A 14354-nucleotide genomic window follows, 5' to 3' on the forward strand; every position below is an offset into this window, starting at 1 on the left:
CTTTCATGAGCCTTACGAGGAACGGCGGTTGGCGGCGCGCAGGCCGTGGTACCAGCCGAGCACCCGCCGCTCGACCACCTGGAAGACGACGGAGAGCAGGAACCCCAGGATCCCGAGGACGAGGATGCCCGTCCACATGTCCGGTATGGCGAAGCTGCGTTGGAACTGGACGATGGTGAAACCCAGCCCGTCGGTGGCCGCGAACATCTCGCTGATGACCATGAGGATGATCCCGATGGACAGCGCCTGGCGCAGCCCCGCGAAGATCTGCGGGCTCGCCGAACGCAGCACCAGCGTGCGCAGCCGGGCGACGCCCGTGACGCCGTAGGAGAGGGCTGTTTCCTTCATGACCGGGTCGACCGCGCGGACGCCCTCGACCGTGTTGAGAAGGACGGGCCAGACGCAGCCGCTCGCGATGACCACGATCTTCATCGTGTCGCCGATGCCCGCGAACAGCATGATGACCGGGACCAGCACCGGTGGCGGTACGGCCCGCAGGAACTCCAGGACCGGTTCGCACACCGCGCGCACCCGGCGGTACGAGCCGATGACCGTTCCGATCGCGACGCCGACGACGGCCGCCGTGGCGTAACCGGCCGCGAGGCGCAGGATGCTGGGCAGGACGTCCGTCTTGAGGCGGTCGCCGGTCCACACGTCGGGGAAGGTGTTGAGGATCGTGCGCAGCGGCGGCCAGTACACGTTGGTGCTGCCGTCCGACGCCAGCCACCACAGGGCGATCAGGACGGCCGGCAGCGCGACCGCGAACAGCAGCCGGATCAGGGTCCGCCTCACACCGCCACCTCCCCGCGCACCGACTGGTGCCAGGCCAGCGCCCGCCGTTCCACCGTCCGCGCGCCCACGTTGATGAGCAGCCCCAGCAGACCGGTCACCACGATCAGCGCGTACATCTCCGGCACGGCCTGCGAGGTCTGCGCGACCGCGATGGTCGCGCCCAACCCCGGTGCCCCGATGACCAGTTCGGCGGTGATGGTGAGGATCAGCGCGACCGCCGCGGCCAGTCGCACGCCCGTCATGACGTACGGCAGCGCGCTCGGCCACAGCACGTGGCGGACCCGGGCCCAGGTGCCGAGACCGTACGACCGTGCCGTCTCCTCGGCGACCGGGTCGACGTCCTGGACGCCGTAGAGGACCTGGATCAGGATCTGCCAGAAGGAGGCGTAGACGACGAGCAACAGCACCGACTTGAGTTCGGTGCCGTACAACAGCACTGCCAGGGGGATGAGGGCGACCGACGGGATCGGGCGGAGGAACTCGATCGTCGAGGCCGTGGCCTCGCGGAGGTGGGGGACCACGGAGAGCAGGACGCCGACGACGATGCCCGCGCCGACGGCGATCGCGAGGCCCAGGGCCCAGCCGGTGAGGGTGTCGCCGAGGGCCGACCAGAAGGCGCCGTCCTTGAGCTCGTCCCAGAACGCGGAGGCGATCCTGCTCGTCGGCGGGAAGTAGGCCTCCTTGACGATGCCGACACGCGGCACGACCTCGCCGAGGGCGAGGAAGGCCGCGAGTCCGGCCGCACCGAGTGCGGTGTTCAGTCCCCTCACGGAAGCAGCGTGTTCAGGTCGGGGGTCTTCTTGAAGAGGCCGTCGGTCTCGCTCAGCTTCTCCAGCGCCTCGATCGACGAACGGTTCGCATCGGCGGGCCACTTGGGCAGGATCACCTTGGCCAGCACGCTCGCCGGGACCTTGGTGTAGGTCGCGACGATCTGCCGGACCTCGTCCGGGTGGGCGTCCGCGTAGGCCAGGGACTCGGCGGTGGCCTCCTGGAACTTCTTGACCACGTCCGGGTTCTTGGCCGCGTACGCCGTCGACGTGAAGTACATGGCGACGGTGAGGTTCGGCGCGACGTCGACCAGCGGCCAGGCGATCTGCTGGGCACCCTGGTTCAACATCGTGGTGAGCGCGGGTTCGACGGCCATCGCCGCGTCGATCTGGCCCTTGTCGAGCGCGGCCGGCATCTGGTCGAAGGCCAGCTCCACGAACTTCACCTTGTCCGGATCGCCGCCGGCCTTGCGGACGGACTCGCGTACGGCCGTCTCGTTGATGTTCTTCAGCGTGTTGACCGCGACCTTCTTGCCCTCCAGCTCCTTAGCCGACTTGAGGCTGCTCCCCTTCTTGACGACGAGGGCGCCAAAGTCCTTGCCGGACACGCCTGTTGAGGCGACGCCGTTGGCGATGGCCTTCACGGGAACGTCGTTGGACTCGGCGAGCATCAGGGAGGTCATGTTGGAGAAGCCGAACTGGAACTGGCCGCTCACCACACCCGGCACGATGGCCGCGCCGCCCTGCGCGAGGGTCATCGAGAGCTTCAGGCCGTGCTTGCTGAAGAAGCCCTCCTTCTGGCCGAGGTAGAGCGGGGCGACATCGACGATGGGGATGACCCCCACCTTGACCGTGGTGGTTCCGGTGGACGAACTGCTGTTGTCCGACGCTCCGTTGCCGGACGAACCGCAGGCCGACGCGGCGACCAGCATGGATCCGGCCGCGAGGCCGACGAGCAGACGACGCATGGCAACTCCTGTGCAGACGACGGTGTTCCGACAGGCTGTGCGCACATCGCACAGTGGTGCTCAATTGGTGTTGAGCGGGAACGTAGGGCCCCGTCGCGGCCAGGTCAATGCCTAGTGCTCACAATATTGTTGACAGTTATCGAAGTGCGCTCTTGCCGTGTCGTGAGTGCGCTCTTGCCGGATCGTCCGGCGTCGTCACAGATCCAGGACGAGCCGCTTTCCCAGGCAGCGTGAGACGCAGATGAGCATCGTCTCGCCGGCCGCCCGCTCCTCCTCGCTCAGCACCGAGTCGCGGTGGTCCGGGGTCCCTTCGAGGACATCGGTCTCGCAGGTCCCGCAGGTGCCCTCGGTGCAGGAGAACAGCACCTCGACACCGGCGGCGCGCACGGTGTCGAGCACGGACACGCCCACCGGGACGGTGACCGTTTTCCCGCTCTGCTCCAGCACCACCTCGAACTCGCTGTCGGTGCCAGTGACTTGGGCCTTGGGCGAGAACCGCTCGACATGCAGGATGCCGCCGGGGCACCGTGCCTCGACCGCGTCGAGCAGCGGCCCTGGACCGCAGCAGTAGACGAGGGTGCCGTCCGGAACGTCGTCCAGGACCGACGGCAGGTCGAGCAGCCCGACCTCGTCCTGCGGAGCGACGGTGACGCGGTCGCCGTAGCGGCTCAACTCCTGCGTGAACGCTATGGAGTTGCGGGTGCGGCCGCCGTAGAGCAGGCTCCACTCCGCGCCCGCCGCCTCTGCCGCGGCCAGCATCGGCAGGAGGGGGGTGATGCCGATGCCGCCCGCGACGAAGCGGTAGCGGGGGGCGGGCTCCAGCCGGAAGTGGTTGCGCGGGCCGCGTACCCGGACCTTGTCGCCCTGCTCCAACTGCCCGTGTACGTAAGCCGATCCGCCCCGCCCGTCGGGCTCGCGCAGTACGGCGATCCGCCAGGTCGTACGGTCGGCCGGGGCGCCGCAGAGTGAGTACTGGCGCTCCAGGTCGGGGCCGAGGACGACGTCGATGTGGGCGCCCGGTTCCCAGGTGGGGAGTTGCTCGCCGAGCGGGTGGCGCAGGGTGAGGGCGAGGACGCCGTCGGCCGCCAACTCCCGTCCGGCTACGACGAGTTCGGCATCGTAGGTGTCGTAGGTGGTCATGCGTCGGCTCCCTGTGCGTCGTCGACGGCGTGGCCGCGGGGGTGGGCGAGCATCCACTCCCACATCTCGATCGGGTCCTGGGACGTGTGCTCGCGGCCGCAGTGGCAGGTGCCGTGCAGGACGTCGGTGCCCGGCAACCAGTCGATGCGGTAGACCTCGCCGGTCGGAGCGGTCACTGGACCTTCTCCACGGGCTTGGCGCCCTCCTCGACCAGCCGGGCGAGGATACGCCGGGCGGCGAGGCCACCGGTGTCGATGTTGATGCTCAGCTCCTGGTAGCCACCGCGTTCCGAACCCAGCGTCTTCTGAAGGAGGTTGAGCGCGTCCACGTCCTGCATGACGACGGTGTGGTTGTTGCCGCGCAGGAACTCCGTGACCTCGGAGTCGTCAGTGGCCCAGTCGCGGGAGACCGCCCAGAAGTCGTACACCTTGCCGTCCGACGAGGGCGTGATGGCGTAGGTGATCTCGGTGTGGAAGCCGTTCGGGTCGCTGCCGTCCTCCTCGGGCAGGACGCCGACCGGGGCGATGCGGCTGTGCAGGAGGTAGAGGCAGGGCGCGTGGTACTCGATGTCCTGCCAGCGGGTGATCCGCCCTTGTATTCCGGTGGACTTGGCGTAGAACGGCGGGCACTCCGCGTCGCCCATGTGCCGGCTGACCCGTACGACGCCGGCGCCCTCGTCGACCTCCGTGGTGATCGGCGTCTCGGCGACCTCGGGGGAGCCGATGTAGCCGCCGTGCAGATACGTCTCGTGGGAGAGGTCGAGGAGGTTGTCGACGAGGAGGCCGTAGTCGGCGTCGATCGGCTCCATACCGCTGACGGTGACCCAGTCGGGGGAGGCGAGGTGCGGGGCGCGGGGGATGACCTGCGGGTCCGCGAGCGCCGGGTCGCCGATCCACACCCAGACCAGCGCGTCCTGCTCGACCACCGGGTAGGAGGCGACGCGGGCGGTGCGGGGGATGCGTTTCTGCCCCGGCACGTACACGCAGGTGCCGGTCGTGTCGTAGGTGAAGCCGTGATACCCGCACACGATGCGGTCCCCGTCGAGGCGGCTCTCGGAGAGCGGGAACCGCCGGTGCACACACCGGTCGTGGAGCGCTACGGCGGTGCCGTCGTCCTCGGTGCGGTAGAAGACGAGGGGTTCGCCGAGGATCGTCCGGCCGAGCAGGTCCCGGCCGACCTCGTGGCTGTAGGCGGCGACGTACCACTGGTTGCGGGCGAAGGCGGTGGTGTGCGGCATTGGCGGTCCCGTCCCTGTCGGCGGGGCTTCGTCGCCCCGCGTGCCGTGGTTGGGATCAGCGTCCTGAGGCGGGCGGGGGGTCGGCAAGGCGGCTTCTGCCAGACGGAAGGGTTTCCGCGTCGTCCTCCCGTGCCCGCCGCACGCCTTGGGTTCGCGGGTCCCGTGCCGTGTCGCATTCTTCCGACGCACTGCCGGAGCGAGGCACACTTTGGCGCCCTGTGATCGCTTTGGTGATCGTTCATGGTCTTGTGATCGGTTGAACTACCTTGTGCCTCAAGGGAGTTCTACGCTGATGCCGCCATGGAAGCCGTAAGTGTTGGGGCCCGTCTCGCGTCGAGCGTCGTCGGCCCGCTGGTGAAGAAGCTGTTTCGCCCGGACGGGCCCGGCGCGGGGTTGGTCGACAGACCTGTCCGCATCTCCGGCCTGGTGTCCTTCCGTGGGGAGAAGCGGACTCTCACGGATGTCGAACTCCGCAAGATCGCGGAGGAGTTGGTCGAGCGCGCGGCGCTGTCGACCGGTGTCTCGGAACGACTTCCCCGCTTCGAGCAACGTGCCGTGGTGAACGCCGTCACCCACTCGCTGTGTTTTCTGGAGCACATCGACATGGACGACGTCCAGGCCGTTCAGCTCGGCCATCTGGAATTGTCACGGAGCCTCCGGTCGAGCAATCCGGCTGCCACGATCGGGCTTTCGAGTGATGCGGTGCTATTGCACGCACAGGTGGTGGACACCGCCTGCCTGCACATCCTCCATTTCTTCACCACGAGATCGACATTCGTGCCCCGCACCCTCGTCGAGCAGAGTCGCCGGATCGAGGAACTGTCGTCGAAGATCGATACCTTGATCATGCGAACGCCCTCGCCGGCGGACGGCAATTTCGAGGGGCGGTATGCGAGCTATATCTCGACGAAGCACGGCAAGCTGACCATCTTCGGCCTCGATCTGGCCACGGCGTCGGGGGCATGGCCGTTGGATGCCGCCTACCTGAGCCTGGAGGCCACGGGGACCGCGGCAGGGAAGATGCCGTTGACGATGCCGGCGGAACACGTCCTGGCCGGGCGTGCCCGGGTCCTCATGCGCGGGGTCGCGGGGTCGGGGAAGACCACTCTCGTGCAATGGCTGGCGGTGAGTGCCGCCCGCAGCGACGTCGACGAGCATCTCCTGTACCTGCATGGACTGGTGCCGTTCGTGCTGCCCATGCGCTCCCTGACTCGCGCCGGAGCGAGGCTGCCGGCCCCGGACGAGTTTCTCTCGGCCGTAGGGTGCCCGATCGCTCACGCCCAGCCCACGGGTTGGTACGACCGGGTGCTGTCCGCCGGGCGCGGCCTCATGCTCATCGACGGAATCGATGAGATGCCCGAGGAAGAACGTGAGGAAGCCCGCAACTGGCTGCGGGATCTTGTCGGTTCGTACCCGAAGAACCACTGGCTCGTCACGTCGCGTCCCTCGGCGGTGCAGGAGAACTGGCTGGCGAGCGAGAAGTTCACGGAACTGGACCTGGCTCCCATGAGCCGTGACGATGTCGCCGCGTTCATCAGACGCTGGCACAAGGCGGCAGGCAGTGCCGACGCGTACGGAAAGGAACTCCTCTACGCGGTGCGGGCCAAGCAGGAACTCGACCGGCTTGCGACGAACCCGCTGATGTGTGCCCTCATTTGCGCGCTCCACCGCGACCGCAGGGGATATCTGCCCGATGGACGCAAGGAACTCTATGACGCGGCCCTGTCGATGCTGCTGTCACGGAGAGACCGTGAGCGCGGTATCTACAAGACGGGCGACATGCGGATCGGTGAGACGCACCAGGTACAGCTGATCCAGAAACTCGCGTACTGGCTGATCCGCAACGGCCGTTCGGAGATGGACGCGAAGGACGTCGTGGATCTCCTGTCCCAGGCGCTGACGTCGATGCCTCGCGTCGCCGAGCAGGGCACGGCGAAACAGATCTACCGTCACCTCCTGGTCCGGAGCGGACTGCTCATCGAACCGGTCGAGGGAACCACGCAGTTCGTCCACCGGACTTTTCAGGACTACCTCGGTGCCAGGGCCGCCGTGGAGAGCCTCGACTTCGACTTCCTCGGCGGAAACGCCCATCTCGACCAGTGGGAGGACGTCGTCCGCATGGCCGTCGCGCACGCGCGCCCGGCGGAGCGAACGCGGCTGCTCACCGGACTGATCGAACGGGGTGACTCGTCCAAGGACACCCGGTACCGGCTCCATCTGCTGGCCGCTGCCTGCCTGGACGACGCCACCGAACTCGACCCCGAGGTGCGAACCGAAGTCCAGCGCCGTGCCGAGAAACTCATCCCGCCCCGCTCGGTGGACCAAGCACGTGCGCTCGCGGATGTCGGTCCGGTGGTGTTGGAACTCCTGCCGGGACCCGAGGGCCTGACGTCCGACGAGGCGTACTTCACCGTGCTCGTGGCGGTTCGGATCGGCACCGACGCCGCCATCCCGGTACTGACGCGTTTCCGGGCCGCGGAGGAGATGCGAGTACGTGCTGAACTCGCCCTCGCCTGGGCCCGGTTCGACACCGATCGCTACGCCGAGGAGGTCATCGCGGATCTGCGGGAGGACGACGGCCTCTACTTCGTCGTCTCGAGCAGCCGGGAACTGCGGACCCTGCGCCGTTTCGGCGGCAGATCCTACTTGCGGATCACGTCGCCTCTCAGTGTCGAAGAAATGAGGAGCCACTGTGTACCGGACCGCCTCGTAGGGCTGTGCATCGCGGCGGACATGCGCTGTTCCTGGGACTGGCTCGACGAGTTCCCTCGTCTCGTCGAGCTGACGCTGGAAACTCCCCTCCCCGAGGTGGACGTCAGTTCGCTGCGGTTCGTGCCCTCCCTGCGCATCCTTCGGGTGCCGTCCACCGTGAGAACGGTCGGTGACGAAGTGCTGCCGACAACCTTGAAGATCATTCGCACGGGCTGAAGTGGCGCCCGCGCTGTTTCCGGGCGTGGACCCGGTCGACCACGACCGTCGCCGCGAGCGCCCCGAGCGGCGGGGCGAGCAGATACACGGGCAGGAGCGAGGGGTTGCCCGAGAGCAGGGCCGGTCCGAACTCCCTTGCAGGGTTGGCGATTCCGCCCGACAGGGTGCCGAAGGCGATGATCTGGACGGCGATCATCGTGCCGACCGCCCACGGGGTGAACGGCCCGAGTCGGCGGCTGGAGACGGCGATTCCGGCGACGGCGACGATGACGAACATCGTCGCGGTCTCGATCAGGGCGACGGAGGCCCAACTCCAGCCGGGGGCAGGGCGGATGACGGCGTAGTCCACGGCCGGGGAGGCGAACACCGGGCCCCAGACCAGTCGTCCGGCCGCGATGCCGAGCAGGGATCCGATCAGTTGACCGGCGATGTACGGTGCGACATCGCGGCCCGGGGTGCGGCCGTAGCGCCACATCGCGAGGGTGATCGCCGGGTTGATGTGGCCGCCGGTGAGGCGGCCCCAGGGGGAGAGCATGACGGCGGTGACCGTGTAGCCGGAGATGGGGGCCACCGCGAGGAGTCTGCCCTCCGGGGTGTTCCACCAGCTGCCGGACGCCGGGTCGATGGTGCCCATCAGCCAGCGGACCGTTGTCGCCACGACGAACAACATCAAGGCGGTCAGGGCTAGTTCGAGGAGCGCGGAGTGAAGTGTGTGCCGCCACGGGGGACTTGGGGATGCGTCCTTCACCGCGGCTTCCTTCACGGTGGCTCCGTTCACAGCGGCTTCGTCCAGGACGCGTCGGAGCGGGTCAGGACGAACGCCGTGGCGGAAGCCGCCACCAGCAGCACCGCGGCGAACAGCAGGGGCAGCGCCCGGCCGCCGTGCTCGACGGCCACGGCACCGGCCAGACCGCCGGCGAACATCGCCCCGGCCGAGAGCACGCGGCGGCCGACCTTGCTGCCCTTGCCGCCCGCGAGACGGCTGTCCGCGGCGACCCCGGTGATGGTGAGCGTCAGGACGGTCGTGGTCAGGTCGGGTACGGCCAGGGCGCGGGCGGTGGCGTTCTGCACGCCCATCGCCAGACCGAGGAGGGCGATCAGGGGGTACTGGACCGCCGTGGTCACGTGCGAGATGTCGGCGACCTGGGCGACGACGTACGCCGCCAGGACCAGGGTCGTCTCCAGCAGCAGTGCCAGGTGCAGGACCCGTCCCCGGTGGGCGGCGGCCCCGTGCGCGAGGCGGCCGCCGAGCAGGGCGCCGAGGGCGAACGCGGCCAGTGCGGCGAGGGAGGCGGCCAGGGAGAAGCCCGCCGCGCCGGCGATCGCGAAGCCGGAGAAGACGACGTTGCCGGTCATGTTGGCGACGAAGACATGGCCCAGGACGAGGTAGCTGAAAGCGTCCACGAGCCCGGTCACCACGGTGAGCGCGAGCATCAGGGGAGGGAGCGGGCCGTGCCGGTCCTCCATGTCGGGGACGACCGTGGTCCACGCGTCGCGCAGTACGGCAGACATGGCATTGCTCCCATTCGCTGGAGGACTTCCGGTCTCCCGGCTTCTTCCTCCGAGCGTCGCGCCATGGGAGCGTTACGTCCAACATATGGATGCGGGTGCAGCGATCGGTGTCAGCGATCGATCGTCGGGACCCGCTCAGTCCCTGATCGCGTGCCGTTCCACCACTTCCAGGAACGCGGCGGCCGCCGGCGCCAGCCGCTTGCTGTCGTGGACCGCGCAGATGGTGTGCACGGCCGCCTCGTCCGCGATCCGGAGCGCACGGGCGCCGTACGGCAGGGCGTCCCGGGTGTTCTTGCCCGGAATGGAACGGTCCAGGAACACCGACGACCTCGGTACGACCGTCACGCCGATGCCCCGTGCCGCCAGCCGGATCATGTCCTGAATCTGGCCGACCTGGAAGTGCTGGCCCGGTTCCACTCCGGCCCGGGCGAACGCGGCCTCCACCTGGCGGCGCAGGCCGCTGCCCCGGGTGAACTGGATGAGCTGGTGGCTCTCCGGCAGGTCGGCGAGGTCGACGACGTCACCGCCGCCGGCCAGCGCGTGGTCGGCGGGCACGATCAGGACGAGGGGGTCGGCGGCCAGGACCTGGTGGTCGAGGCCGTCCGGGATTTGGCGCGGTCCAAGGCCCACCACGGCGATGTCGAGGTCCCCGGCCAGGACCGCCGCGGCCATCTCCGCGCTGGGCGCGTTGGTCACGTGGAAGTCGATGCCCGGGTAGCGGGCGTGGTAGTCGGCCATCACCTCGACGAGGTCGACGGAGGAGGCCCGCGTCTGGACGAGGCCGAGGCGCAGCCGCCCGCGCCGCAGCCCGGACAGGGCGTCGAGCGCGGCCCTGGCGGTGTCGACGTCGGCGAGGATGCGGCGGGCCAACGGTTCGAGGAGCTCCCCGGCGGCCGTCAGCCGTACGGAACGGCTGGTGCGGCTGAACAACTGGGCGCCCACGTCCTTCTCCAGCCGGGCGATCTGCTGGCTGAGCGCGGACTGCGCGACATAGCAACTGGCCGCCGCCTGCGTGAAGTTGCGGGTCTCGGCGACGGCGAGGAAGTACTTCAGATGCCGCAGGTCCATTGCCGCCGCCTCCCTTGTCCGCACCGATCTGTGATGGCGATCGATTCGAGCAGAACCATGTGTTGGACCGATCCATTGTCGCAGACCTAGCGTCTGGGGTGTCGCCGGACGACCGCCCCCCCGGCCCCCTGCCTCCCCTCGCCTCTCCCGCTCCGAGGAGCCTCCATGTCCAGCAGCACCATGCCCGTGGGCGGCATACGCCCCTACGACGGGGTCCGGCACCCCGCCCAGCTCGTCGTCCGCAACGGCCGTATCCACACCGGCGACCCCGCCCGCCCGGCCGCGTCCGCCGTGGCCATCACCGACGGCGTCTTCACGGCCGTGGGAGACGACGCGACCGTCGCCCCGCACATCGGCCCCACCACCCGCGTCGTGGACGCGCTCGGGCGGCGGGTGATCCCCGGGCTCAACGACTCCCATCTGCACGTCATCCGGGGCGGGTTGAACTATCTGCTCGAACTGCGCTGGGACGGCGTACGGTCGTTGCGCACCGCCCTGCGGATGCTGCGGGAGCAGGCCGGGCGGACGCCAACTGGGCAGTGGGTAAGGGTGGTTGGCGGCTGGACCGGGGAGCAGTTCGCGGAGAAGCGGCTGCCGACCGTGTCCGAGTTGAACGCCGCCGCCCCCGACACCCCTGTGTTCGTCCTGCACTTGTACCAGTCGGCGATCCTCAACCGGGCCGCGCTGGAGGCCGTCGGTTTCACGCGTGACTCGCCGAATCCACCCGGTGGCGAGATCGTCCGGGACTTCGCGGGCAACCCCACCGGTGTGCTGCTGGCCGCGCCCGCCGCCGGGCTGCTCTACTCCACCCTCGCCAAGGGACCGATCCTCGCCCCCGAGGACCAACTCGGCTCCACCCGGCACTACTTGCGCGAGCTGAACCGCTTCGGCATCACCAGCGCCATCGACGCGGCCGGCGGTTTCCAGAACTTCCCCGACAACTACGCGGCCGTCACCGAGCTCGCGGAGCGCGGGGAGTTGACGGTCCGGATCGCCTACCACCTCTTCCCGCAGACCGCCGGGCAGGAACTCGACGACCTGCGCCGCTGGATCGGCATGGTCAGCCCCGGCGACGGAGACGAATGGCTGCGCTGCAACGGCGCCGGCGAGAACCTCGCCTGGTCCCCGGCAGACTTCGAGAACTTCGCCGAGCCACGCCCCCAACTCACCGCCCGCGCAAGGGAGGACCTCGAAGCGGCGGCCCGTCTCCTGCTCGACAACGGCTGGGGCTTCCGCCTCCACGCCACCTACGACGAGACGATCCGCCAGGACCTCGACGTCTTCGAGAAGATCGCCGCGGACGGCGGATTCCTGGACGGGACACGGTGGTTGTTCGACCACGCCGAGACCGTCAGCCGGAGCAGTCTGGAACGGATCAAGGCCCTCGGCGGCGCCGTCTCCGTGCAGAACCGCATGATGTTCCAGGGCAAGGCCTTCATCGACCGCTACGGCGCCGAGCGCGCCGCGACCGCGCCCCCGATCCGCGCCATGCGCGACACCGGTCTGCTGGTCGCCGCCGGCACCGACGCCACCCGCGTCTCCAGCTACAACCCGTGGCTGTCCCTGTCCTGGCTGGTCACCGGCCGCACCATCGGCGACACGCTCCTCTATCCGGCCGAGAACCGCGTGGACCGTTCCACCGCCCTGGAGATGTACACCAGCGCGGGCGCCCACCTCACCGGCGAGGCCGATGTGAAGGGCACCATCGCCGAGGGCAAGTACGGCGACCTGGCCGTGCTCTCCGCCGACTACTTCTCCGTCGCCGACGAGGACATCGACCGGATCGAGGCCCTCCTCACCGTGGCCGGCGGCAAGGTCGTGCACGCGGTCGGCGACTACGAGAACATCGCCGCCCCGCTCCCGGAGATCAGCCCGGCGTGGAGCCCGGTCGCCCGCTTCGGCGGATTCCAGGCGAGGACCGAGGCGACAGGGGCGACCGGGGCACCAGGGTCGACCGGGGCGTCAGAGGCATCGGGCGCCCGGCAGGCCCGCGCCTTCGTCGACGCCGCCGCCGACTCCGAGGAGCAGCGCGCCTGGCGCGAACGGCGCGGCGACTTCGAGCGCGTACCGCAGGTGCCGCACCAGGTCGGCGGCGCGCTCGACCCGCTCGACGGCTGCTTCTGACCGACCCTTGGACCGGTCCCACGGGCGGGTCCGGTTTTACGGCGGCTTGGTGGCCCGACCCGCACTGAGCTGCCGTACGTTCTTCTCGACCGACCGCACATCTCGCCCCGGGAGCCGCAGCATGAGCGCGAGTACGACGACGGGGAGGACCGCGGAGTCCGGCTCGGCCTGGGCGCCGTTGGGGCGGCCGGTGTTCCGGGCGCTGTGGATCGCCCAGTTCGTGTCGAACATCGGCACCTGGATGCAGACGGTCGGCGCTCAGTGGCTCTTGCTCGGGCACGGGGCGACCATGGTGACCCTGGTCCAGACGGCGTCGAGTCTGCCGATCGTGCTGCTGGCGTTTCCCTCGGGTGTGCTCGCGGACCGGTTCGACCGGCGCGGGCTGCTGCTGGTCGCGCAGTTCGCGATGTTCGCCGTGTCGGCGGTGCTGACCGCGCTGGCCTTCGCGGACGCGCTGTCCGCCGTACCCCTGCTGGTCCTCACCTTCCTCCTCGGCTGCGGGACCGCGCTGATGGGGCCGTCGTGGCAGGCCATCCAGCCGGAACTGGTGGAACGGGACCAGTTGGGGCAGGCGTCCGCGCTGGGCGCGGTCAACATGAACCTGGCGCGGGCGGTCGGTCCCGCGCTCGGCGGTGTCGTGGTCGCGGCGGCCGGCGCGGCGTGGGTGTTCGGCTTCAACGCGGTGTCGTTCCTCGGGATCGCCGCCGTACTGCTGCTGTGGCACCGCCCGAAGACGACCGTCCCCGCCGCGCAGCAGGAACGGCTCCTGACCGCGGTGTACGCGGGCCGCCGCTACGTTTGGAACGCTCCAGGCGTCCGCCGCGTCCTGCTGCGCACCGCCCTGTTCATCCCCGGCGCTGCGGCCCTGTGGTCGCTGCTCCCGCTCATCGCCGCCGACTCCCTCGGGATGGGCTCGGGCGGTTACGGGCTGCTGCTCGGCGCGGTCGGAGTCGGAGCGGTGGCGGGCGCGTTCGCACTGCCATGGCTGCGCCGACACCTGGGTATCAACGGCATCTTGGCGGCCGGCGCCCTCATGTTCGCCCTCGTCCTGCTGATCCTCGCGACCGTGCACATCACCTGGGTCGCGGTCCTCGTACTGCTCCCGGCCGGCGTGGCCTGGATCGGCGTCCTGTCCACCCTCAACGCGGCGATCCAGACCCGCCTCCCCGGCTGGGTCCGGGCCCGCGGCCTCGCCGTCTACCTCCTCGTCTTCCAGGGCGGCCAGGCCGTGGCGGCCCCCGTCTGGGGCGCCCTGGTGCAAGGGCTGGGCCTGACCACGGCCCTCGTCATCGGCAGCGCCGTCATGGTGCTGAGCGCGCTCAGCCTCTACCGATGGAAGCTCTACGGCATGGAGGGCATCGACCCCACCCTCTCCGACCACTGGCCGACCCCACCGCTGGTCTTCGTGCCCGGCCCCGCGGACGGACCGGTGCTGGTCTCCGTCGTCTACCGCGTCGCGCCGGAGGACAGCGCGGCGTTCATCGACGCCATGGACCGGGTCGCCCACTCCCGCCGCCGCACCGGCGCCGTCACCTGGGGCCTCTTCCAGGACGGCAACGAACCCGGCCGGTTCATCGAGAACTACCTCGTCGGCACCTGGTCCGAGCACCTCGCCCAGCACCACAACCGGCTCACCACGACCGACCGGGGCTTCGAGGACCGCGCCCGCGCCCTGCTCCTGCCCGGCACCGCCCCCGAGGTGACCCACGCCTTCGACGCCGCCGTAGGACCGGTCCAACCCACCTCGGAGAGCCGCCCTTCCTGAAGGAAGACCTGAAGGTGGGTGCCGGACACCCAGGAGAGGTGTGGCCTGGTTAC

Annotated in this window: 12 protein-coding genes; 3 read left to right on the top strand and 9 right to left on the bottom strand. The window is 69.6% G+C overall.

What is annotated here, in order from left to right; genetic code table 11:
- Positions 1 to 12 precede the first annotated feature (12 nt).
- From R2B38_RS36240 to R2B38_RS36265, 6 genes are all read right to left on the bottom strand, one after another.
- Complete coding sequence (locus tag R2B38_RS36240) at positions 13 to 792, bottom strand: ABC transporter permease (protein ID WP_318020032.1); 780 nt, start codon at positions 790 to 792, stop codon at positions 13 to 15.
- Positions 789 to 1562: an ABC transporter permease gene (locus R2B38_RS36245; RefSeq protein WP_318020033.1), complete on the bottom strand. Its 774-nt coding sequence runs from the start codon at positions 1560 to 1562 to the stop codon at positions 789 to 791. The genes R2B38_RS36240 and R2B38_RS36245 overlap by 4 nt, the downstream gene beginning before the upstream one ends.
- Entirely contained in the window at positions 1559 to 2527 is a 969-nt protein-coding gene (locus R2B38_RS36250) for an ABC transporter substrate-binding protein (RefSeq protein WP_318020034.1), read from the bottom strand. The genes R2B38_RS36245 and R2B38_RS36250 overlap by 4 nt, the downstream gene beginning before the upstream one ends.
- A gap of 195 nt (positions 2528 to 2722) precedes the next feature.
- Positions 2723 to 3667 (bottom strand): PDR/VanB family oxidoreductase, encoded by a 945-nt coding sequence (locus R2B38_RS36255; protein ID WP_318020035.1) that lies wholly within the window; start codon positions 3665 to 3667, stop codon positions 2723 to 2725.
- Complete coding sequence (locus tag R2B38_RS36260; RefSeq protein WP_318020036.1) at positions 3664 to 3843, bottom strand: hypothetical protein; 180 nt, start codon at positions 3841 to 3843, stop codon at positions 3664 to 3666. The genes R2B38_RS36255 and R2B38_RS36260 overlap by 4 nt, the downstream gene beginning before the upstream one ends.
- On the bottom strand, positions 3840 to 4904 hold the full coding sequence (locus R2B38_RS36265; protein ID WP_318020037.1) for an aromatic ring-hydroxylating dioxygenase subunit alpha: 1065 nt from the start codon (positions 4902 to 4904) through the stop codon (positions 3840 to 3842). The genes R2B38_RS36260 and R2B38_RS36265 overlap by 4 nt, the downstream gene beginning before the upstream one ends.
- A 300-nt stretch (positions 4905 to 5204) precedes the next feature.
- On the opposite strand from R2B38_RS36265, the gene R2B38_RS36270 reads away from it, so the two are divergent.
- A complete protein-coding gene (locus R2B38_RS36270; protein WP_318020038.1) occupies positions 5205 to 7832 on the top strand; it encodes an NACHT domain-containing protein in 2628 nt (875 codons plus the stop codon).
- Here R2B38_RS36270 and R2B38_RS36275 read toward each other — a convergent pair.
- The 3 genes from R2B38_RS36275 to R2B38_RS36285 form a co-directional block, all read right to left on the bottom strand.
- Positions 7816 to 8580 (bottom strand): MIP/aquaporin family protein, encoded by a 765-nt coding sequence (locus tag R2B38_RS36275; protein ID WP_318020039.1) that lies wholly within the window; start codon positions 8578 to 8580, stop codon positions 7816 to 7818. The genes R2B38_RS36270 and R2B38_RS36275 overlap by 17 nt on opposite strands.
- A gap of 26 nt (positions 8581 to 8606) precedes the next feature.
- Complete coding sequence (locus R2B38_RS36280) at positions 8607 to 9344, bottom strand: YoaK family protein (RefSeq protein ID WP_318020040.1); 738 nt, start codon at positions 9342 to 9344, stop codon at positions 8607 to 8609.
- Positions 9345 to 9479: 135 nt separating this feature from the next.
- Positions 9480 to 10412 carry a LysR family transcriptional regulator gene (locus tag R2B38_RS36285; protein WP_318020041.1) on the bottom strand — a complete coding sequence of 311 codons (933 nt, stop codon included), beginning with the start codon at positions 10410 to 10412 and terminating at the stop codon, positions 9480 to 9482.
- Between the two features lie 165 nt (positions 10413 to 10577).
- On the opposite strand from R2B38_RS36285, the gene R2B38_RS36290 reads away from it, so the two are divergent.
- Together R2B38_RS36290 and R2B38_RS36295 are read left to right on the top strand one after the other, a co-directional pair.
- Positions 10578 to 12536 (top strand): amidohydrolase, encoded by a 1959-nt coding sequence (locus R2B38_RS36290; RefSeq protein ID WP_318020042.1) that lies wholly within the window; start codon positions 10578 to 10580, stop codon positions 12534 to 12536.
- Between the two features lie 121 nt (positions 12537 to 12657).
- On the top strand, positions 12658 to 14301 hold the full coding sequence (locus R2B38_RS36295; RefSeq protein WP_318020043.1) for an MFS transporter: 1644 nt from the start codon (positions 12658 to 12660) through the stop codon (positions 14299 to 14301).
- The last annotated feature ends 53 nt before the right edge of the window (positions 14302 to 14354 follow it).

Origin of the sequence: Streptomyces sp. N50, from assembly GCF_033335955.1 — a bacterium.
In the GTDB taxonomy this organism is placed as follows: Bacteria; Actinomycetota; Actinomycetes; order Streptomycetales; family Streptomycetaceae; genus Streptomyces.

Coding starts and splice junctions, on each gene's coding strand:
- R2B38_RS36250 (WP_318020034.1), bottom strand. CDS start 2,527: ATGCGTCGTCTGCTCGTCGGCCTCGCGGCCGGATCCATGCTGGTCGCC.
- R2B38_RS36255 (WP_318020035.1), bottom strand. CDS start 3,667: ATGACCACCTACGACACCTACGATGCCGAACTCGTCGTAGCCGGACGG.
- R2B38_RS36265 (WP_318020037.1), bottom strand. CDS start 4,904: ATGCCGCACACCACCGCCTTCGCCCGCAACCAGTGGTACGTCGCCGCC.
- R2B38_RS36270 (WP_318020038.1), top strand. CDS start 5,205: ATGGAAGCCGTAAGTGTTGGGGCCCGTCTCGCGTCGAGCGTCGTCGGC.
- R2B38_RS36280 (WP_318020040.1), bottom strand. CDS start 9,344: ATGTCTGCCGTACTGCGCGACGCGTGGACCACGGTCGTCCCCGACATG.
- R2B38_RS36285 (WP_318020041.1), bottom strand. CDS start 10,412: ATGGACCTGCGGCATCTGAAGTACTTCCTCGCCGTCGCCGAGACCCGC.
- R2B38_RS36290 (WP_318020042.1), top strand. CDS start 10,578: ATGTCCAGCAGCACCATGCCCGTGGGCGGCATACGCCCCTACGACGGG.
- R2B38_RS36295 (WP_318020043.1), top strand. CDS start 12,658: ATGAGCGCGAGTACGACGACGGGGAGGACCGCGGAGTCCGGCTCGGCC.